The sequence below is a fragment of the Streptococcus oralis subsp. tigurinus genome (assembly GCF_002093575.1).
Taxonomy (GTDB): domain Bacteria; phylum Bacillota; class Bacilli; order Lactobacillales; family Streptococcaceae; genus Streptococcus; species Streptococcus oralis_CH.
The window spans coordinates 433,757-455,249 of sequence record NZ_LNVH01000001.1 but is presented as its reverse complement, the minus strand read 5'-3'; the positions used below and the strand labels follow the sequence as shown (position 1 = coordinate 455,249).

Annotated in this window: 20 protein-coding genes; 13 read left to right on the top strand and 7 right to left on the bottom strand. The window is 40.2% G+C overall.

What is annotated here, in order from left to right; all coding sequences use genetic code 11:
- Positions 1–52: 52 nt before the first annotated feature.
- Genes rimM through ATE37_RS02255 form a run of 3 tightly spaced genes read left to right on the top strand, consistent with a single transcriptional unit; the run spans position 53 to position 1,630 of the window.
- A complete protein-coding gene (rimM, locus tag ATE37_RS02265) occupies positions 53–571 on the top strand; it encodes a ribosome maturation factor RimM (protein WP_084867510.1) in 519 nt (172 codons plus the stop codon).
- Positions 561–1,280, top strand: a complete 720-nt coding sequence (gene trmD, locus ATE37_RS02260; protein ID WP_084867635.1) for a tRNA (guanosine(37)-N1)-methyltransferase TrmD — start codon at positions 561–563, stop codon at positions 1,278–1,280. The genes rimM and trmD overlap by 11 nt, the downstream gene beginning before the upstream one ends.
- Before the next feature lie 11 nt (positions 1,281–1,291).
- Positions 1,292–1,630, top strand: a complete 339-nt coding sequence (locus ATE37_RS02255; protein WP_084867508.1) for an ATP cone domain-containing protein — start codon at positions 1,292–1,294, stop codon at positions 1,628–1,630.
- Positions 1,631–1,657: 27 nt separating this feature from the next.
- Here the strand turns inward: ATE37_RS02255 and ATE37_RS02250 are convergent, their stop codons facing one another.
- Positions 1,658–1,978, bottom strand: coding sequence for a eukaryotic translation initiation factor 4 gamma (locus tag ATE37_RS02250; protein ID WP_001248071.1), 321 nt, complete (start codon positions 1,976–1,978; stop codon positions 1,658–1,660).
- 97 nt (positions 1,979–2,075) lie between these two features.
- Between ATE37_RS02250 and ATE37_RS02245 the strand changes: the two genes are divergently transcribed.
- Positions 2,076–2,294 carry a YdbC family protein gene (locus tag ATE37_RS02245; protein WP_000807427.1) on the top strand — a complete coding sequence of 73 codons (219 nt, stop codon included), beginning with the start codon at positions 2,076–2,078 and terminating at the stop codon, positions 2,292–2,294.
- A gap of 33 nt (positions 2,295–2,327) precedes the next feature.
- Here ATE37_RS02245 and ATE37_RS02240 read toward each other — a convergent pair whose 3' ends face one another.
- Positions 2,328–2,885, bottom strand: a complete 558-nt coding sequence (locus ATE37_RS02240; protein WP_084867506.1) for a TetR/AcrR family transcriptional regulator — start codon at positions 2,883–2,885, stop codon at positions 2,328–2,330.
- A gap of 558 nt (positions 2,886–3,443) precedes the next feature.
- Here ATE37_RS02240 and ATE37_RS02235 point away from each other — a divergent pair.
- On the top strand, positions 3,444–7,844 hold the full coding sequence (locus ATE37_RS02235) for a Cna B-type domain-containing protein (RefSeq protein WP_084867633.1): 4,401 nt from the start codon (positions 3,444–3,446) through the stop codon (positions 7,842–7,844).
- A gap of 87 nt (positions 7,845–7,931) precedes the next feature.
- Here the strand turns inward: ATE37_RS02235 and ATE37_RS02230 are convergent, their stop codons facing one another.
- Positions 7,932–8,468, bottom strand: a complete 537-nt coding sequence (locus tag ATE37_RS02230) for a biotin transporter BioY (protein ID WP_084867504.1) — start codon at positions 8,466–8,468, stop codon at positions 7,932–7,934.
- A 143-nt stretch (positions 8,469–8,611) separates the two neighbouring features.
- Complete coding sequence (gene gor / locus ATE37_RS02225; protein WP_084867503.1) at positions 8,612–9,958, bottom strand: glutathione-disulfide reductase; 1,347 nt, start codon at positions 9,956–9,958, stop codon at positions 8,612–8,614.
- A gap of 266 nt (positions 9,959–10,224) precedes the next feature.
- On the opposite strand from gor, the gene ATE37_RS02220 reads away from it, so the two are divergent.
- The 5 genes from ATE37_RS02220 to ATE37_RS02200 all read left to right on the top strand — a co-directional run bounded on the left by ATE37_RS02220 (position 10,225) and on the right by ATE37_RS02200 (position 16,820).
- Complete coding sequence (locus ATE37_RS02220; RefSeq protein WP_084867501.1) at positions 10,225–11,409, top strand: efflux RND transporter periplasmic adaptor subunit; 1,185 nt, start codon at positions 10,225–10,227, stop codon at positions 11,407–11,409.
- On the top strand, positions 11,393–12,091 hold the full coding sequence (locus ATE37_RS02215) for an ABC transporter ATP-binding protein (RefSeq protein ID WP_084867499.1): 699 nt from the start codon (positions 11,393–11,395) through the stop codon (positions 12,089–12,091). Before ATE37_RS02220 ends, ATE37_RS02215 begins: the two co-directional genes overlap by 17 nt.
- A gap of 1 nt (position 12,092) precedes the next feature.
- Entirely contained in the window at positions 12,093–13,352 is a 1,260-nt protein-coding gene (locus tag ATE37_RS02210) for an ABC transporter permease (RefSeq protein ID WP_001180392.1), read from the top strand.
- Positions 13,353–13,488: 136 nt separating this feature from the next.
- Entirely contained in the window at positions 13,489–15,486 is a 1,998-nt protein-coding gene (gene metG / locus ATE37_RS02205) for a methionine--tRNA ligase (RefSeq protein ID WP_084867497.1), read from the top strand.
- A gap of 83 nt (positions 15,487–15,569) precedes the next feature.
- Positions 15,570–16,820, top strand: coding sequence for a DUF6287 domain-containing protein (locus ATE37_RS02200; RefSeq protein ID WP_084867495.1), 1,251 nt, complete (start codon positions 15,570–15,572; stop codon positions 16,818–16,820).
- 178 nt (positions 16,821–16,998) lie between these two features.
- Here the strand turns inward: ATE37_RS02200 and ATE37_RS02190 are convergent, their stop codons facing one another.
- The 3 genes from ATE37_RS02190 to coaA all read right to left on the bottom strand — a co-directional run bounded on the left by ATE37_RS02190 (position 16,999) and on the right by coaA (position 18,809).
- Positions 16,999–17,532, bottom strand: a complete 534-nt coding sequence (locus ATE37_RS02190) for a DNA topology modulation protein (RefSeq protein ID WP_084867494.1) — start codon at positions 17,530–17,532, stop codon at positions 16,999–17,001.
- 52 nt (positions 17,533–17,584) lie between these two features.
- The gene (rpsT, locus tag ATE37_RS02185) at positions 17,585–17,821 is read right to left on the bottom strand and encodes a 30S ribosomal protein S20 (RefSeq protein ID WP_001274000.1); all 237 of its coding nucleotides are present in this window, start codon (positions 17,819–17,821) and stop codon (positions 17,585–17,587) included.
- Between the two features lie 67 nt (positions 17,822–17,888).
- Positions 17,889–18,809 carry a type I pantothenate kinase gene (gene coaA / locus ATE37_RS02180; RefSeq protein ID WP_000180503.1) on the bottom strand — a complete coding sequence of 307 codons (921 nt, stop codon included), beginning with the start codon at positions 18,807–18,809 and terminating at the stop codon, positions 17,889–17,891.
- Positions 18,810–19,006: 197 nt separating this feature from the next.
- Between coaA and ATE37_RS02175 the strand changes: the two genes are divergently transcribed.
- From ATE37_RS02175 to ATE37_RS02165, 3 genes are all read left to right on the top strand, one after another.
- The gene (locus tag ATE37_RS02175) at positions 19,007–19,411 is read left to right on the top strand and encodes a hypothetical protein (protein ID WP_084867492.1); all 405 of its coding nucleotides are present in this window, start codon (positions 19,007–19,009) and stop codon (positions 19,409–19,411) included.
- Positions 19,412–19,613: 202 nt separating this feature from the next.
- Complete coding sequence (locus ATE37_RS02170) at positions 19,614–20,204, top strand: class I SAM-dependent methyltransferase (protein ID WP_084867491.1); 591 nt, start codon at positions 19,614–19,616, stop codon at positions 20,202–20,204.
- Positions 20,201–21,478, top strand: a complete 1,278-nt coding sequence (locus ATE37_RS02165; RefSeq protein WP_084867489.1) for a pyrimidine-nucleoside phosphorylase — start codon at positions 20,201–20,203, stop codon at positions 21,476–21,478. Before ATE37_RS02170 ends, ATE37_RS02165 begins: the two co-directional genes overlap by 4 nt.
- Positions 21,479–21,493 lie beyond the last annotated feature (15 nt).

The window sequence follows — 21,493 nt, the reverse complement described above, 5'->3', positions numbered from 1 at the left end:
AAATCCCTGGAACGTGATAAAATAAAGGATAGAAATAGATACAGGAGACAAGATGAACTACTTTAATGTTGGGAAAATCGTCAATACACAAGGTCTACAGGGTGAGATGCGTGTCTTGTCTGTGACGGATTTTGCAGAAGAACGATTTAAAAAAGGGGCAGAGTTGGCTTTATTTGATGAAAAAGATCAGTTTGTCCAAATAGTAATAATCGCTAGCCATCGTAAGCAGAAGAACTTTGACATTATCAAGTTCAAAGACATGTATCATATCAATGCGATTGAAAAGTACAAGGGTTATAGTCTCAAGGTCGCTGAGGAAGATTTGAATGATTTAGATGATGGTGAATTCTACTATCACGAGATTATCGGTTTGGATGTTTACGAGGGAGATAACTTGGTTGGAACCATCAAGGAAATTCTGCAACCAGGAGCCAATGATGTCTGGGTGGTAAAGCGAAAAGGTAAGCGAGATTTGCTTTTACCTTACATTCCGCCAGTAGTTCTCAATGTTGATATTCCAAACAAACGGGTTGATGTGGACATCTTAGAAGGGTTAGATGATGAAGATTGATATTTTAACCCTCTTTCCTGAGATGTTTTCTCCGCTGGAACACTCGATTGTTGGGAAGGCTCGAGAAAAAGGGCTCTTGGATATCCAGTATCATAATTTCAGAGAATATGCTGAAAAGGCCCGTCATGTTGACGATGAGCCCTACGGAGGCGGTCAAGGAATGTTGCTCCGAGCCCAACCCATTTTCGATGCTTTTGATGCTATTGAAAAGAAAAATCCTCGTGTCATCCTTCTTGATCCTGCTGGGAAACAGTTCGATCAGGCTTGCGCTGAGGATTTGGCTCAGGAAGAGGAACTGATCTTTATCTGTGGTCACTATGAAGGCTATGACGAGCGCATCAAGACCTTGGTAACCGATGAAATTTCCCTAGGAGATTATGTCTTGACTGGAGGAGAATTGGCGGCCATGACCATGATCGATGCGACCGTTCGCCTGATACCAGAAGTGATTGGCAAGGAGTCTAGTCACCAGGATGATAGCTTCTCTTCAGGTCTTCTCGAATATCCTCAATACACACGTCCATATGACTATCGTGGCATGGTGGTACCAGATGTTCTCATGAGTGGACACCATGAAAAGATTCGTCAGTGGCGGCTGTATGAGAGTTTAAAGAAAACCTACGAGCGCAGACCTGACCTGCTAGATAACTATCAACTAACAGCCGAAGAAGAAAAGATGCTGGCTAAAATTAAAGAAAACAAAGAATAAAGGAGAACCTTATGCAAGTAATCAAACGTAATGGAGAAATTGCTGAATTTGATCCAGATAAAATTTACCAAGCTATCCTAAAAGCAGCTCAAACCGTTTATGTTTTGACAGATGATTTGCGTCAAAACCTTGCACAAGTTACTAAAAAAGTCGTTTTGGACTTGGAAGAAGCAAAAGTGGAACGTGCCACTATCAGCATGATCCAATCAATGGTTGAACACCGCTTACTTGGAGCTGGCTACATTACCATTGCAGAACACTATATCTCTTATCGCTTGCAACGCGATTTGGAGAGAAGTGGCTATGGTGACCATATCGCCGTTCACCTTCATTTTGAACAAATCCGTTAAGAAAAAGAGTGGGATACAAAGAACATCTCACTCTTTCTTAAATAGACTTTTCTGAGCTTTTTGTACGGTTGAGGGAACGAAACGAAGCCGTTTAATATCACTGATACGAATGATTCGGGTCACGTTTTTTGAAAAATTCTTGACGATAATTTGTTGGCGATTGGCGTCGTGTTTGACAATATCACCCGTAAAACTTGTTTCTGCAAGTATGACATGAACAGCCGTCTTTTTCTGGATGGCTTGTTCAATCATAGCAGTAAGGGAGTTGTCCTCGATTTGAGGATGATCATCATTCCCATTGAGAAAACTATGTAGTTTATCTAGAACTAGTTGGAATGCCTGTCTCATAGAATCCTCCCTTCTTATATATCCACATTATATAAAATTTTCTTAAAAACCACAAGATTTTTCGAATAATCTAATGAAAACTAAAAAGGAGAACAAAATGGCAGAATTTACATTTGAAATCGAAGAACACTTGCTAACCTTGTCCGAAAATGAAAAAGGATGGACCAAGGAAATCAACCGCGTCAGCTTTAATGGAGCCCCTGCAAAGTTTGACATTCGCGCTTGGAGCCCAGATCATACTAAAATGGGCAAGGGAATTACTCTTACAAATGAAGAATTTCAGGTAATGGTGGATGCCTTTAAAGGTGGACAATAAAAAGAATCTTGAGTGGAACTCAAGATTCTTTTTTTATGACACAATATAGTCACAGAGAGAAGTCTTAGCCAATTGAATAAAAGTCTCTCTAAATTCTTCAGGCGGAGTTGGATTATCCTTACGAATCCACACTTCAATGAATGAAATCGCCATGGTTGTAATGATATAAGCTATGTCCTCTTCACTAAAATTATATTTCAGCTGGTAGTTAACATTGTTTAGTACCCACTGAGAATATTTCTCACGAAGAAACTCCTTCCAACAAGTGGTGGCTTGAGAATTGTACAAGGTACCGACGACTTCTCGCTTTTCATAGATGAGAGGAAGAATGTGGTCTGCTAAGAAAGTGATGGGATCGCCATCTCTTTTAGGACAGTAGTTGTTAAAATTATTAAAGATCTGTTGATCGGTTTCCTTGTGGATATAATCGATAATATCTTCGAAGTTATTAAAGTGCTTTTGATAAATCGCTTGGCGGGAAATACCAGCTTCTGCAGCAATCTCAGTCATGGTAAAAGAAGTTCGCTGAGGGTTTCTCCTTGCAAGAGTGATAAAAGCACCTAAGATTAACTCTCTAGTTTTATTTGCCATAGCTTTACCTTCCTATCTATAAATATTAAAAATACTAGATTTAGTATTACCCAAGCTTTCCCTTTAGCGTAAATAAACTGAATAGATGATTATTTGAAAGCCTCTATAAGACTATTATATCATAGATTTATTATAAATAACAGATTGTTACAAGGAGCTATTACTTTTTGAAATTCCTATTATGTCAGTATTTTCAGACAATTATTAGGACATTCGCCTTTTATATGGTGTCATGAAATAACATATCAAAAAAGTTGACATCGTGTAAATAAATAACAGGGTGAATTGCAAGATTTTAATAAAAATATTCAATGATATATAGTATAATAGTCATGGACAATATTTTGCTATATTTCCATCTGACCAAGAGTAATGATACTCCTGCTAAAGATTGAATTGAATAAATATTTCGAAATACTATAATAGTGTACTCATTTTTAAAAGCAAGTGTTACAAGTATGTTATCGTGTAACAAATCATGCGATTGAAAGGGGTGTTGCCTACTGGGAGAAGGAGATGCACTATTCAATCAATTTCAATCATTTAGAAAGGAAAGTCATGAAATTTAAGAAATTGTGGCTCTATATTTTAACGCCACTACTCGTTTTATTAGGTTCTGCTGTTCTGACAAATACAGTTCAAGCAAAGGAACTACAAAATGTTATTACAAACGTTCAAGTTTGGGATGTTGATAATGGTAAGTTGAAGGAACCAGATGCAAATGGCGTCTATGATTTGACCATTAATAAAGCTTATTCGAACTATAAATATATGGTCGATTTTGATTTAAGTAAATATAATGGTCAACTTTCAGATGGTGATACTTTCACATTTACAATTCCTGCCCCTCTTACAGTAAAAAATGAAACATTTGAGATTACGGATAAGAGCACAGGTGTTGCTGTTGCTTCTGCACAGGTAGTTTCGAATGGTGAAAATTCTGGTGGTAAGGTGACAATCACCTTGCAAAAATTGAATGAATACCTTGCTAAAAAGGGTGGAACACAGGTGAATGATGTTTCGGGCACGTTTTATACCGGATTTAGTGTAAAAAAGGATATAACACAACAAAATATCACTTATCCTGATACGGAAACTAAAAATAAAGTAACACACATCATCAAATCAAGACAACCTAGCAGACCTAATTATGGTGATGAGATTGGGCATACTAACTTTGCTAAAGTTCATGGAGTGATTACTAAGGGGAGCTGGTCATCACAAATCTTGAATAAGAGTGGGGAGTATTACCATCCGTTTACACTCCGAGTGAATGATCGCCAAGAAAGTTATAATGTTCTTGATATTCACGATTATATTTCTGACAACTACTCACCAACGCAGTTTATTCCTGAAACGTTGCACGTAGTTTCGGGTTATTATGATAGTGACTATAATTTGCAAGATAAAAAAGAACTAAAAGAAGGTGTTGACTATACCATTGAATGGAATGAGTCATATACAGATTTTAAAATTAAAATTAATAATGCATCTTCTCATGTAGCGTCTAATGGAAAACCTGCATCTTTCCAAATAACTTATCAAACAACAGCACCAGCTGATGGTACAAAAATTGGTAACAACATGGAAGTTTCAGGAGATAATGTTCCTTTGACTTATCGGACTGATAGAACAGATACGAAGGTAAGCGTATGGCGTAATTCTCAGGTAACCAATGGTGGTACTATCCAACTGAAAACAGGATATCGAATCACATTGTACAAAGTGGATGAGAAAACACAAAATCGTCTTGCAGGGGCTAAATTCAAGATTACACCACCATCAGGTGCAACTGCTACAGAAGAAACTGTAACAACGAATGCTGACGGAGTAGCACAATCTTCAGTGTATTCTGAAGACGATGTGAAAAAAGGTAATTTCACTGTTACAGAAGTCGAAGCCCCTAAGGGATATGAATTGGATTCAACTCCATTTGAAGTAACCGTAGGTAAAGATGGGGTTATTAAGACGGTTAAGAACAAACGCACTTCAGCTAAAGCCCAACTATCTGCCATCAAGAAATTGACAGGTCGTGCGATGAAAGCTGGCGAGTTTGAATTTGACTTGTTTGATGACAAGACAAATAAAGTTGTTGAAACAGTAACAAACGATCAAGACGGAAACATTAAATTTGCTGAATTGTCATTTGACCAAGAAGGTGAATACACTTACCACATCGTAGAGAAGAAAGCCAATACAACTGAAAAAGGTGTCACATACGATGCTAACCCTGTAGAGGTTAAAGTTACTGTAACAACAGATGCAACGACTGGTAAACTAGTTGCAGCTGTCACTTATGAAAACGATGATAAGACTTTCGAAAACACTTACGCTGCTGAAAAAACTTCAGCTTCTCTTGAAGTGACTAAGAAGTTGACAGGTCGTGAGTTGAAAGCTGATGAATTTGAGTTTGTCTTGAAGAATGATGCAGATGGTTCAGAACTTCAAAAAGTGAAGAATACTGCTGACGGTAAAGTAACATTCGCTCCAATCGAATATACTAAAGCTGGCACATACAACTACACCATTGTTGAAACAAACGCTGGACAAACTATTGACGGTGTGACTTACGATAATCTTGAAGTTAAAGTCACAGTAGAAGTTACAGATGACGGCGAAGGAAAACTTCATGCGAATGTGACTTACCCAGCGGACAAAGAATTCAATAACAGCTATGGGACTTCAAAAGCAAAAGCCTCTCTTGAAGTGACTAAGAAGTTGACTGGCCGTGAGTTGAAAGCTGATGAGTTTGAGTTCACCTTGACAGACCAAGATGGCAATGTGAAAGAAACCGTGAAGAATGACAAAGACGGAAACGTGAAGTTCTCAGAATTGGAATTCGACAAAGCAGGCACTTATACTTATAAGATTGCTGAAAAAGCGGGTACTGCTACAGGTATCCAGTACGATACTAAAACCATCACAGCTACAGTAACTGTAGCGGACAATGGTAAAGGTGTCCTTGAAGCAACCGTTGCTTACGACGATGAAAAAGCATTCGAGAACACCTACACACCAGCAGGGGCTACAAGTGTAACTCTTGGAGCTAAGAAAGTTCTTGAAGGTAAAGACCTTGAAGCAGGTAAATACAGCTTTGAATTGAAGAAAGAAGACGGTAGTGTTGTCGAAACAGTGACAAACGCCGCAGACGGCACAGTGACCTTCTCACCAATCTCATATGATGAGAGCCAAGTGGGAACTCATAAGTACACTATCTCTGAAGTTGCTGGATCCGAAGCAGGTATCACTTACGATAAGACAGTTCAAGAAGTTGAAGTAACGGTTGAAAAAGTAAGTGCGACTGAATTGAAAGCAACAGCTTCAAAAGAAGCAAAAGATCTTGTATTTACAAACAAATACACACCAGCCAAAACTCAAGTTTCTGTGAAGAAAACATGGGATGATAAGGACAACCAAGATGGTAAACGTCCATCTTCTGTCACAGTTAAATTGCTTGCAGATGGTCAAGATACAGGTAAAACACTTGAACTCAATGCTGCAAACGGTTTGGCTGGAAGCTTTGCAGACCTTGATGCTGATAAAGGCGGCACACCTATCAAGTACACAGTAGTAGAAGTAACTGTTCCTGGTTACACTTCAGAAGTTACTGGTGACGCTGCATCAGGATTCACTATCACAAATAGCTATTCTCCAGAAACAGTTGACATTAAAGCAACCAAGAACTGGGATGACGCGAATAACCAAGACGGCAAACGTCCAACTAAGATTACAATTAATCTTTTAGCAGACGGTCAGAAAGTCGCATCGAAAGAAGTTCAAGCAGCCGCAGACGGAACTTGGACTGCTACATTCGAAAAATTAGCAAAATATAAAGCTGGTAAAGAAATCAAATACACTGTAACAGAAGAAGCCGTAGCAGAATATGAATCAACTATTACAGACTTTACCATCACAAACAAATATGCACCAAAAGAAATCGACTACAAGGTAACAAAAGTATGGAACGACGCGAACGACCAAGACGGCAAACGTCCTAAGTCCGTAACGGTTCAACTTTTCAAATCTGTAGATGGATCTAAACCAGTAGCTGTTGAAAGTAAGAAATTGACCTTGACAGCTAAGGATAAGACCGACGCTAACACTTGGGTAGCATCATTTACAAAACTTCCACAATACGAAGCTGGTAAAGAAATCACTTACTCTATCAAGGAAGTAGACGTACCAGCTGGTTATGAAGCCTCTGTGACTGGTCAAGTGGTAACTAACACTCATAATCCAGAAACAGTCGTTCTTTCAGGAACTAAGGTGTGGGATGACAACAACAACCAAGACGGCAAACGTACTAAATCTGTGAAAGTTCAAATTCTTAACGGCGACAAAGTTGTTCAAGAAATTGAAGTTTCAGAAAAAACTGGTTGGAAGTTCGAATCAAAAGCACTTCCTAAGTATGAAAATGGTACAGAAATCAAGTACACTGTCAAAGAAGTGGCTGTGAAAGAATATACCTCAACAGTTACTACGGACAAAGATGGTAAGTACACTGTTACCAATACACATGCTCCAGAGAAAACATCTGTAAAAGGTCATAAGATCTGGAAAGATGAAGAGAACAAAGACGGTATCCGTCCAGCATCTATCACAGTGAAACTTCTTGCGGATGGTAAAGATACTGGTAAGACTGCGGTAGCCTCAGAAGCAACTGGTTGGACTTATGAGTTCACAGACCTTGATCGTTATAAAGACGGTCAAGCAATCGAATACTCTGTAGTAGAAGTTCCAGTTGATGGTTATACATCTGAAGTAGAAGGCTTCAATATCACAAATACACACACTCCAGAAAAACCAACACCAGGTAAACCAAATGAACCAGGAAAACCAGGTCCAAAACCTCAACTTCCTAACACTGGTGAAAAAGCATCTAGCGCAGCAGTAGTTGCAGGACTTGCTTTGATGGCAGTGACTGGTGGATTGTACTTTGTAAGCCGTAAAAATAAATAATCTCTAGATGAGAGTTGATTTTCAGTTAGTTCTTAGGAAGTAATTGGAAAGGAAATAGTCCAGAACACTTGTTCTGGACTATTTTTTTTATCTTGAGAAATAAGGAAGGTTTTTCAATCGTTCGAGTAGGGGACGGCTAATGAAACTAATGGCAATAATCTTACCAAGATCAGGAAGGATAAAGGGAAGGACACCGACAGCTAGTGCCTTATCGAATAGCATCCCGGCAAGGAAGTGGAGGCTGAGAATACCTCCGACAAAGACGAGGGAGTCACCCAAGAGGTTGGCTAGGAAAATGCGAATGTAGCCACTATTTTGATGGATGAGATAAGATGTAAGTCCAGCATGGACAAGGTCGAACCAAAGATAGCCTGCACTTGGGCCGACTAAAACGTGAAATCCTGCACCACCCCCTGCAAAGACAGGTAAACCAATGGCACCCAGCAGGAGGTAGAGAGCCACAGATAGAACGGCTTCCCTAGGTCTAAAAACAGTAGCAATCAGACCGATCGCAAAGTTTTGCAAAGTGAAGGGGACAGGACCGATAGGAAGACTAATTTGTGCCAATACGGCGATGAGAGCAGCACCGATAGCAGGAATGGCATAGATATGAGCTTTTTTCAAAACTGTTAACCTCTTTTCAAAATTATAGTAACTATTATACTAATTTAGTAACAGAAGTCAACCGGTTTTTAAATTAAAGGTAACAATTTTGTAACGGCTGATTTTACAAGTAAAAAGAGACCTCAAGAGGTCTCTTACAATAATTAACGCATGGTTATAAATTCTTCTGAAGCGGTTGGGTGGATAGCTACTGTAGCATCAAAGTCCGCCTTGGTTGCCCCCATCTTAATAGCAACAGCGAATCCTTGAATCATCTCATCCACTCCATAACCAAGTCCGTGTAGGCCAACAACTTTTTCGTCATCACCGGCGGTGATGAGTTTGAAGCGAGACTCTTGACGATGGCTTGTAACGGCAGAGTACATAGATGCAAAGCTTGACTTGTAGACTTTGATGTTATCTTGGCCGTATTCTTTGATAGCTTGATCCTCAGTTAAACCGACTGTTCCGATTGCTGGGTGGGAGAAGACAACGGTAGGGATAGTCGTGTAGTCCATCTTGGCATTTGTTTTTCCGTTGAAAAGGCGTTCAGATAAGGTGCGTCCTGCCTTGATGGCTACTGGGGTTAGTTCCTTCTCACCAGTAACGTCTCCAAGGGCATAGATACCATCTACAACAGTATTTTGATACTCATCCACTTGGATAAATCCACGTTGGTTGAGTGTAACGCCGGCCTTTTCTAACTCAAGACCATCTACATTTGGACGGCGACCGGTAGCCCAGATAACTTGGCTTGCAGTGTGACTAGAACCATCTTCGAAATGAATGGCAATACCTTGCTCAGTTTCTTCGAGCTTGACGGGTACCTTGTGTGTGTGCAAAGGTAGACCTGTTTTTTCCATTTCATTGACAAGACCTTCAACGATGTAGCTGTCAAAAGTGCGCAAGGGACGATCGCGGCGGACAAACAAATCCGTTTTTACTCCTAGCGAGTGGAGAACACCTGCTAATTCAACGGCGATATAGCCAGCTCCAAGAATCGCAACGGATTCAGGAAGTTGCTCCCAAGCAAAGACATCGTCTGAGCTACCACCGAGTTCAGCTCCAGGAATAGTTGGGATGCTTGGACGAGCGCCAGTCGCAATCACGATATGCTTGGCACGAATCAATTCACCATTAACGCTGACGGTGTGGGCATCAACAAAATGAGCACGACCTTCAATCAAATCAACCCCATTGCGTTTGAAACTTCCATCATAAGACGAGCGGGCACGGTCGATGTAGGCTTCACGGTTTTGACGAAGTTTTGCGAAATCAAATTGAACATCTGAACTTGAAAAACCATAGTCAGGGCCGTAGTGGTGGAAGCTTTCAGCGATTTGCGCTCCATACCACATGATTTTTTTAGGAACACAGCCGACATTGACGCAGGTTCCACCTAATTTTTTCTCCTCGATAACAGCTGCTTTAGCACCGTGTTCGCCAGCGCGGTTCATAGTGGCAATGCCACCGCTCCCTCCACCGATGGCGATGATATCATATTCTCTCATAGAAAACTCCTTATAGCTTTGATAGTCATATTCTATCGTTTTTACTTTTTGAATGCAAAAATCTGCTACGATAAAAAAATTATAAAAACGCTTGCCAAATTCAAAAAGATATTGTATTATATATCTAGCACAATAATCTAATAAATGAATACCGAACGAAATAATGATCCTGAACTGTCATTGTTTCCATCTGAACTGTCATTGTTTGGGCTTGGTGTTTCTGATATAATGGTTTTTGTAAGGCAAAAGATTAAAGGAGTTTAAATATGAAAAGAAATAAAAAGGCAAAAAAATGGCAATTATACACAGCGATTGGTGTTGCCAGTGCTATTGTTATCGGTGCTGCGGGGATTTTGATTTTTAGACAACCTTCCCAGTCAGCAGTCAAGGAGGAAACCTCACATATCGTTACTGCTAAGGAAGGTTCGGTTGCTTCATCGGTTCTCTTGTCAGGCACGGTTACAGCAAAAAATGAACAATACGTTTATTTTGATGCTAGTAAGGGAGATTTAGATGAAATTCTCGTTTCGGTTGGAGACAAGGTCGAAGAAGGGCAAGCTTTGGTCAAATACAGCAGTGCAGATGCTCAAGCTGCCTATGATGCAGCCGATCGTGCAGTTGCAAAGGCAGACCGTCATATCGAGGAGTTAAACAAAGCTCGTGAAAATGCATCAGCTGCCCCAGCTTCCCCACAAGTTCCAACAGAAGCAGGACTCCCAGAACAAGCGCAAGCGGCGACTTCTTCAGTATCTTCTATTGATTCTCAAATCAGTGATGCCAAGGATAACCGTGCAGATGCTGTGGCTCAGCTCAACAAGGCTCAAGCTCAGCTAGATGCTGCAACTGTCCTCAGTACACTAGAAGGGACTGTAGTTGAAGTCAATCGTAATGTTTCTAAATCGCCAACAGGTAATAGCCAAGTGGTAGTACATGTCGTAAGTAATGAAAACTTGCAGGTCAAAGGGGAGTTGTCTGAATACAACCTTGCTAACCTTTCTGTTGGGCAAGAAGTTACCTTTACTTCGAAGGTTTACCAAGATAAGAGCTGGACAGGAAAAATTAGCTATATTTCTGATTATCCTAAAAACAACGGAGAAGCAGCGAATGCAGCCCTTGGAGGAAATACTGGCTCTAAGTACCCTTATACTGTTGATGTGACTAGCGATATCGGTGAGTTGAAACAAGGCTTCTCAGTCAGTGTTGAAGTCAAAAACAAGAGTAAGGCCATCCTTGTTCCTTTGACAAGCGTTGTTACCGAAAATGACAAAAACTATGTCTGGCTTGTAGACGACCAGAAAAAAGCGAAGAAGGTAGAAGTTACTTTGGGGAATGCGGATGCGGACAACCAAGAAATTACTTCAGGTTTGACAGACGGTGCCAAGGTCATCAGTAATCCAACATCTTCCTTGGAAGAAGGAAAAGAGGTGAAGGCTGATGAAGAAACTAATTAGTCTAAAAAATATCTGTAGGAGTTATCGAAATGGTGACCAAGAACTGCAGGTCCTTAAAAATATCAATCTAGAAGTTCATGAAGGTGAGTTTGTTGCCATTATGGGACCTTCTGGTTCTGGTAAGTCTACGTTGATGAATACCATCGGAATGTTGGATACACCAACCAGTGGAGAGTACTACCTTGAAGGGCAAGAAGTGGCAGGCCTGGGAGAGAAACAACTGGCCAAGGTCCGCAATCAGCAAATCGGCTTTGTCTTTCAGCAGTTCTTTCTCTTGTCCAAGCTCAATGCACTTCAAAACGTCGAATTGCCCTTGATTTACGCTGGAGTTTCGGCTTCAAAACGTCGGAAATTGGCTGAGGAATTTCTGGAAAAGGTTGAGCTGACGGAGCGCAGTCATCATTTGCCTTCCGAGTTATCAGGTGGTCAAAAGCAACGTGTAGCGATTGCCCGTGCCTTGGTAAATAATCCTTCTATCATCCTAGCAGACGAACCTACAGGAGCTTTGGATACCAAGACGGGAAATCAAATCATGCAACTGTTGGTGGAGCTAAACAAGGAAGGGAAAACCATTATCATGGTCACGCATGAGCCTGAGATTGCTGCCTATGCAAAACGCCAGATTGTCATTCGAGATGGTGTCATCTCATCAGACAGTGCCCTAGAAAAGGAGGAAAACTAAGATGCAGAATCTGAAATTTGCCTTTTCATCCATCATGGCCCACAAGATGCGTTCCTTCCTCACCATGATCGGGATTATCATCGGAGTTTCGTCTGTCGTCGTCATCATGGCACTGGGAGACTCCATGTCTCGTCAGGTCAATAAAAACATGACCAAATCACAGAAGGATATCCATGTCTTTTTCTCTCCTATCAAAAGCAAGGATGGCTCCTTTACGCAGAAACAATCCGCTTTGACAGTCAGTGGGAAAGAAGAGGATGTTCATGTTGAACCACCAAAACCACTGGAGTCTTGGGTCAAGGAGGCTGCCAAACTCAAAGGAGTAGACAGTTACTATGTCACTAACTCGACCAACGTCACCTTATCTTATAAGGATAAGAAGGTTGAACGAGCGACTCTGACAGGCGGAAATAGCACCTACATGAACGCAGTTGAAAATGAAATCGTTGCGGGTAGAAGCCTAAGACCGCAAGACTACAAGGAATTTGCCAGTGTAATTTTGTTGGATGAAGAACTAGCCAAGAGTTTGTTTGATAGTCCAGAAGCTGCGGTTAATCAAATTATCTCTGTTAATGAGTTTAGTTACCGTGTGATTGGTGTTTATACTAGCAATGAAGCCAAAACTGCTAAAGCCTTTGGGATTGGTGGTCTTCCAATTACGACCAATATCTCTCTCGCAGCCAATTTTAATACTGATGAAATCTCGAACATCGTCTTTCGTGTCAATGATACTAGTCTAACGCAGACCTTGGGTCCAGAGTTGGCTCGAAAACTGACTGAGATTGCTGGTCTTCAGCAAGGAGAGTACCAAGTTGCGGATGCGACTGCCGCCTTCCAAGAGGTACAACAACTATTTGGTTTTATGACCACCATTATCAGTGCTATCGCAGGCATCTCTCTCTTTGTCGGGGGAACTGGTGTTATGAATATCATGCTAGTTTCGGTGACAGAACGCACGCGTGAGATTGGTCTGCGTAAGGCGCTCGGAGCTACTCGGGCTAATATCTTGGTACAGTTTTTGATTGAATCCATGATCTTAACCTTGCTAGGTGGTGTCATCGGTCTTGGGATTGCTGCTGGAATGACCATGTTAGCTGGAGTATTGCTTCAAAACATGATTGCAGGTATCGAAGTTGGGGTTTCCCTCCCAATCGCTCTCTTTAGCTTGGCTGTGTCAGCCAGCGTTGGGATGATTTTCGGAGTCTTGCCAGCCAATAAAGCATCTAAGCTCGATCCAATCGAAGCCCTTCGCTATGAATAAGATATAGAACAGAAAAAAACAAGATGGACATTTGTCTGTCTTGTTTTTGTATGGATTTTCCTATCGAAAATCACTAAAAATATGATATAATGAAGTGTTAGAAAAACAGGTTTCATTTGCCTGGAAAGGAAAAATTATGTCTGAAAAGAATTTTTATATTACAACACCGATTTACTATCCATCTGGTAAACTTCATATCGGTTCTGCCTACACAACCATCGCTTGTGATGTCCTAGCTCGCTACAAACGCCTCATGGGCTACGATGTCTTTTATCTGACAGGTCTTGACGAGCATGGTCAAAAGATCCAACAAAAAGCGGAAGAAGCTGGCATCACACCACAAGCCTATGTTGATGGCATGGCAGTTGGCGTCAAAGAACTCTGGAAATTACTCGATATCTCATATGATAAATTCATCCGTACAACTGATGATTACCATGAAAAAGTTGTAGCACAGGTCTTTGAACGCTTGCTTGCTCAAGATGATATCTACTTGGGCGAATATTCTGGTTGGTATTCAGTATCAGATGAGGAATTCTTTACAGAAAGCCAGCTTGCGGAAGTTTTCCGTGACGAAGCTGGAAATGTGACGGGCGGTATCGCTCCATCAGGTCACGAAGTGGAATGGGTATCTGAAGAATCTTACTTCCTTCGCCTCAGCAAATACCAAGATCGTTTGGTAGAATTTTTCAAATCGCACCCTGACTTCATCACTCCAGATGGTCGTCTTAATGAAATGTTGCGTAACTTCATCGAGCCAGGTTTGGAAGACTTAGCGGTTTCTCGTACAACCTTTACCTGGGGTGTGCCAGTCCCTTCCAATCCAAAACACGTTGTCTACGTTTGGATTGATGCCCTTCTTAACTATGCGACTGCTCTTGGTTACGGTCAAGACGATCATGCTAACTATGATAAATTCTGGAATGGAACAGTCTTCCACATGGTCGGAAAAGATATTCTTCGTTTCCACTCCATCTACTGGCCAATCCTTCTCATGATGTTGGATATGAAATTGCCTGACCGCTTGATTGCCCATGGTTGGTTTGTCATGAAAGACGGCAAGATGTCTAAGTCTAAAGGGAATGTCGTTTATCCTGAAATGTTGGTAGAGCGCTATGGACTGGATCCTCTTCGTTACTACCTCATGCGTAGCCTTCCAGTTGGTTCAGACGGAACTTTCACTCCTGAGGACTACGTCGGCCGTATCAACTATGAATTGGCCAATGACCTTGGAAATCTCCTCAACCGTACGGTCTCTATGATTAACAAGTATTTTGATGGTCAAATCCCTGCCTATGTAGAGGGTGTAACAGAGTTTGATAATGCTATTGCTGAGGTTGCAGAACAATCAATCGCGGACTACCATACACATATGGAAGCAGTTGACTATCCACGTGCTCTTGAAGCAGTCTGGACTCTTATCTCACGTACCAACAAATACATCGATGAGACAGCCCCATGGGTCTTGGCTAAGGATGATGCACTTCGTGACCAATTGGCAAGTGTTATGAGCCACTTGGCAGCTAGCCTTCGTGTTGTAGCTCACTTGATTGAACCATTTATGATGGAAACTAGTCGCGCTGTATTGGCACAACTTGGCTTAGCAGAAGTTTCTAGCCTAGAAAACTTGAGCTTGGCTGATTTCCCTGCTGGTGTGACTGTTGTTGCCAAAGGAACACCAATCTTCCCACGTCTGGACATGGAAGAAGAGATTGCCTATATCAAAGAACAAATGGAAGGCAACAAACCAGCAGTCGAAAAAGAATGGAATCCAGATGAAGTTGAACTCAAACTCAACAAGGATGAAATCAAGTTTGAAGACTTCGATAAGGTCGAAATCCGTGTCGCAGAAGTCAAAGAAGTGTCTAAAGTGGAAGGTTCTGACAAGTTGCTCCAATTCCGCCTAGATGCTGGTGATGGTGAAGACCGTCAAATCCTCTCAGGAATTGCCAAATACTATCCAAACGAGCAAGAATTGGTCGGCAAGAAAGTCCAAATCGTTGCCAACCTTAAACCACGCAAGATGATGAAAAAATATGTCAGCCAAGGAATGATCCTCTCAGCTGAACATGAAGGCAAGTTAACCCTCCTCACAGTTGATCCAGCTGTACCAAATGGAAGTGTGATTGGCTAAAATCTATAGATAAAAACAGTTTTCTATTTTTAGCATAGAAAAACTGTTTTTTACTAAAATAAATAATATTTTGGAGATTGGGAATGAAGAAAAATGCTATTCTTTATTTAGGAGTTGTTTTAATACTTGCTATTTTTCTTTTGCTTTCTATATTTATAAATCGTAAAGAAAGTAAACCTCAAGAAGTACAATCAACTACTACTGACGTCATAAGATCAGATTTTGAGGATATTTCAGGTGATTATATTTCTTCTACAGGTGAGAAAGCTACTGTTGCTAAAAATGATCAAAATTGGAGAATTTCATATAATACAGACGAAGGTAATGTATTTGGAGACTTTTCTACGGATTGGAAGAAAGATGGCAACAATAGGTCTTCTGTTACAGAATTTAATAAGTCAGATGGAAATAAGGATTTTAAAATCTCTATTTTAGTTAATAATGTAGATGATTCATCTAACATTTTAACGGTAATTACCTTATCAGACGGAAATAAGAATCATGAAATGGTGTTTGCTAGTAGGACTGATTATTTTAAAAATAGTAAGGATAATATTCTTCAAGGAGATTTAAACGCTTTTGAAGGGACATATTCTAATGACTATTTAGAAAAAGCAATAGCGGAATCAAATTTTACTTTGTATGGGTACAGTCCTGAAGATTATTTTGAAGATAAAACTTCAGCCTTCCCCAAAATATCCAAACAAGAGGGAAATTGGCTGTTTTGGAGTGGTTCTACACATGCCCAATTCAAGCTAGATAAAAGTAAAAAACCGAAGAAAAATAATGGTTATTATGAAGTCTATTTTGTGGGGGATAATAAAAATACAATTATTGGGCAAGAGTTAGTGTTAACATTTATTCCTGCTAATGAAACTGGACCAGATAATGACAAAACTCAAGAGAACAGAATTCTTTATGGGAAAAGTTACCTTAGACCGTATAGATTGAATTGGTGGAAACTTTATCAACATAACTCAATTTCAGAAGTTGATTTAGATATTGAAGCGATTGAAAATGGAGATATTTCAACACTTGTTGGAACATGGAGAAATGGTCGTGGTAAGGAATTGATAATTAATTCTGATGGAACAACTGGGGACGGAAATAGGATTAAAGTAATAAAAGATTCATCTAAGAAGAGCAGTGTTCCATATGTTAGTTTACAAAGTGGTCCTACGAGTGCTGCTATTGGATTGTTTAAAATAGGTTTTAAAAATCCAATGGGTGATCAATCAGATAGCTCACGGCCGCGATTAATTATTGCTCAATCAGCTGGAAATTATGATGAAGATTTTTATTATTATAGAGTAGAGGCAAGTGTTTCTCATTAGTAGGTGAAATGTTCAGTAATCAGATAGTATTTGAGCTTTTTTTCGAGTTTAATAATTTTATGAAATACTTATTCTGATGTACTCCTCTCAGCTGAGCATGATGGCCAAATAATCCTTCTCACAGTTGATCCAGCTGTACCAAACGGAAGTGTGATTGGCTAATAGCAAAAAACCAACGTTAGGCACGTTGGTTTTTCTTGTTATGTACGAGATTTTCTAAGAAGTAGTCCATCTCCTTTTGCGACTTGAGGACAATTACTTTCTCAGGGTAGGTTTCTTGAACCCGTTGATAGCGTTCTTTAGCATTCTTTGTCCGCCCATCCCAGAGAATCCATCGGATAAAGTCCCAGTCAAAGCGTTCAGGGCAACCTGCAGCCATACTTTCTCGGACCTTGCCTCGGTAAGTGAGATACCGTTTAAAGGCTCGAAAGAGACAAGTCCATGGTGAAAAATTGAGAAAGATGATTTGGTCAGCTTCCTGCATTCTTTCTTCATAGTAACACCAAGAGTAGTTGCCGTCGATGACCCAAGCTTCGTGCTTTGTGAGAAAGTTTTTCATCTCAGTTTCCATCCAATCACGGTCACTGTCTTGCCAACCCGGTTGAAATTGGAGCGTATCCATATGTAGTTTAGGGATGGAGTAGTAGTTTGACAACTTTTCAGCTAGAGTTGACTTGCCAGCTCCAGAATATCCTATGATTGCGATTTTCATTTTCTACCTTTTCTGATTAGAGGATAAAAAAACAGCCTCTATGGACTGTTTCTTATTTAGCAAGTTTAGCTGAAAGACGAGCTTTATCGCGGCTTGCTTTGTTTTTATGAATCAAACCTTTAGTTTCTGCTTTGTCGATAGCTGAGCTAGCAGCACGGAAAAGTTCCTCAGAAGGGTTTGCTTCGAAAGCTTTGATAGCAGTACGCATAGCTGATTTTTGAGCTGAGTTTTTTTCGTTTTGTTTAACGTTCAATTCAGCGCGTTTGATAGCTGATTTAATGTTTGCCAATGTTCTTACCTCCATATTTACTAACTATACCATTATATATGAAAACTTAGGTTTTGACAAGGGGAAATTATTTTTTTAGGTAAATTTCATCGATTTCATGGTTTTTAGTCTTGTGGAGAATGACCTCGGCGCGATTCCTTGTCGGTTCGATATAGTTTTGTAGATTTGTGAGATTAATGCTGGTCCAAACCTGATGTGCAAAGGCTTCAACTTCTCCAATCGGCATTTGCGTAAAGCGGTGGTAGTAGCTGTTGGGATCATTTTGGGCAAAGCTGAGCAGTTTTAAGAAACGATCCAGATACCAACTTTCAATGTCCTCGACAGCAGCATCCACATAGATGGAGAAATCAAAGAAGTCAGTGATGTAAAGGCGCTCATTTTGAGGGTTTTGAAAGACATTGATGCCTTCAACAATAACAAAGTCAGCAGCTTTGACACGTTGTTTCTCTCCAGGAACGATGTCATACACTTCATGAGAATAGACAGGAATATCGACATCTTGTCCATTCTTTAGGCGATCAAGAAAATCCAGTAAAGCTTCCATATCATAACTTTCAGGAAAACCTTTGCGATTTAATATATCTTGGTCCATCAAGGTTTGATTGGGATAGAGAAAGCCGTCAGTTGTCACCAATTCTACAGTAGCATCAGTAACTGTACGAGAGAGAAGGATTTGCAGAAGTCGGCTAGTTGTTGATTTTCCTACAGCTACACTTCCTGAAACTCCAATAATGAAGGGTTGAGATTTACTCTCTCTTTGGAGAAAAATCCCCTTAGAAAAGGCTAAATCCTCTTTGGTGCGTTTGTAAATTTGGATGAGATGAGCTAAAGGTAAATAAATATCTGTCACATCTTGCAGACTAATCTGGTCATTGAAACTCTTGATGGATTCTAACTCTTCCTCTGTCAAGGGAGGGGTTGTTTTGCGATGCAATGATTGCCAAGTCTGGCGACTGATTTTTTCAAAATGTAAAAATTCGTTGGTCATTTGTTTTCCCCTAGATATTTTGTTTATCATACCATAAAAAATTAAAAAAATAAAGCGGTTTCTTGATGGTGGCAAGTCAATATCGTATAATAGAGATAGAGGTTGAATAGTTTAATGATGAAATAGGGAATTGTTTCTGATGACTTATCAGTTATTAAAAGTGGGCCTTTTAGTTCGCAACTTATAGGAGGTGCACAATGAAAATCTTGAGATATTACATATTGGAACTCTGTTTTATTTTAAGTTTTGCACTACCTTTTATAAGGGGAGCGAATGCGGATAATGGGAGACGCTTTGTAGAAACTTATTACGGTTTTACCTTCTTAATGGATCATCTCCTTGTAACAGTTATCTTTATCTGTTCACTCTTGATTGCCTGGTTAGTAAAAAAGCAGTGGACGAAATGGCTTGCTGCTGGTAGTTATCTATTTTTGATTTTGTGGATTGCTACAGAAGGATATCTATTCCGTATGTCACTAGAAGATTTGATACGCCTTTGGACAAGTTTGAAAATTCTGACACAAACTTATCAGTTGGGCTTTTATCTAAACATCATATTGGGAATCCTGTTGATAATAAAGTATTTTAAAGTTAAGAAATAGTAATAAAAATGCGCCTGTTTACAGACGATCTGTTTTTTCCTGACTATGATAATTTGTAGTTCTCGATAGATTGTAATGTATTTCTAATAATTGAAAGAGATTGAAGAAAAGGTTTTTTGACTAGGATTCTTCAGTCTTTTTCATTTGATCATCACTTTGTAAACGATTTACAATTCAAGCCCAATTATGGTAAAATAGTTTTATGAGTAAAATGTATTATGCAGAAAATCCTGATGCTGCTCACGACATACATGAGTTGAGAGTGGAGTTGTTGGGAGAAAATATGACCTTTTTAACAGATGCGGGTGTTTTTAGCAAGAAAATGGTTGACTTTGGGAGTCAACTTTTATTGAAGTGTTTGGAGGTTAACAAAGGAGAAACGGTCCTTGATGTAGGCTGTGGATACGGGCCATTGGGTTTGTCATTGGTCAAGGCTTATGGAGTTCAGGCAACCATGGTCGATATCAATAATCGCGCTCTAGACTTAGCGCGACAAAATGCTGAACGAAATAAAGTAGAAGCGACGATTTTCCAATCCAATATCTATGAACAAGTTGAAGGGAAATTTGACCATGTTATTTCCAATCCGCCTATTCGAGCGGGCAAACAAGTTGTTCATGAGATTATCGAAAAGAGCAGAGATTTCTTGAAAGACGGAGGTGATTTAACCATTGTCATTCAGAAAAAGCAAGGTGCTCCGAGCGCCAAAAGCAAGATGGAAGATGTTTTTGGAAATTGTGAAATTATAAAGAAAGACAAGGGATATTATATCCTTAGAAGTGTGAAAGAATGAGAGCAGTTGACTTAATCCAAAAGAAACGAGATGGCCAAGAACTGACTTCAAATGAAATCAAATGGCTAGTAGAAGGCTATGTAACAGGAACTGTTCCAGACTATCAGATGTCTGCCTTTGCTATGGCTGTTTATTTTAAAGGAATGACCACACGAGAGATTTCTGACCTGACGATGAATATGGTTAAGACAGGTCAGGAGTTTGACTTGTCAGCTATTGATGGGGTTAAAGTTGACAAGCATTCTACGGGTGGAGTTGGGGATAAGGTGACCTTGATTTTAGCTCCCCTTGTTGCTAGCTTTGGTGTGCCTGTGGCAAAAATGAGTGGCCGTGGACTTGGCCATACTGGCGGAACCCTAGATAAGTTGGAAGCAATCAAGGGCTACCAAGTCGAGCGAAGTCAAGAAGATTTCATTCGTCAGGTACAGGACATTGGTGTATCTGTTATTGGGCAGTCAGATCAGCTGGTTAAAGCAGACAAACTTCTCTATGCCCTCCGAGATGTGACAGCAACTGTCGACACGATTCCTTTGATTGCTAGTTCGGTGATGAGCAAGAAAATTGCTGCTGGGGCGGATGCTATTTTGCTAGATGTAACAGTCGGTGAGGGTGCCTTCATGAAGACGGTTGATGAGGCGTGTGAATTGGCTCAAACCATGGTCGATTTGGGTAAGGCCGTTGGTCGAAAGACAGTAGCGGTTATTACCGATATGAGCCAGCCCTTGGGACGAGCCATTGGCAATCGTCTCGAAATCCTAGAAGCAATTGAAATTCTTCAAGGAAAGGGTCGAGAAGATATCAGTCACTTTATTTGTGAACTAGCTCAGATTATGCTTGGTTTGGCAAATGTCGAGAAGACGGTTGAAGAAGTCCGTCAACACCTTGAAAACGGCCAAGCGCTGGCTAAGTTTGAAGAAATGGTAGCAGCTCAAGGTGGTGATTTAGAAGATCTCTATCGCCCAGTCAAGGTGGCGCATGTAGTAGATATCCCGGCTCAAGAGTCAGGTGTCATTTCAGCCCTTCCAGCGATGGAATTTGGTCTCTATGCCATGAGATTGGGAGCTGGTCGCGCAGTCAAGTCTGATGATTTAGACTATGAAACTGGAATCGTTTTTGAGAAGAAGGTCGGTGACTCCGTTCAAAAGGGAGAAATTGTCGCAAAAGTTTATACAAATGGAAAAATTTCCCCTCAACTAGTTACAGAATTTCAAAAATATGTTAAAATAAATGATAGAGTGAAACGTTTGCAGGAAATAATTGAAATCATCTCATGAAAAAGAGAGGAATCC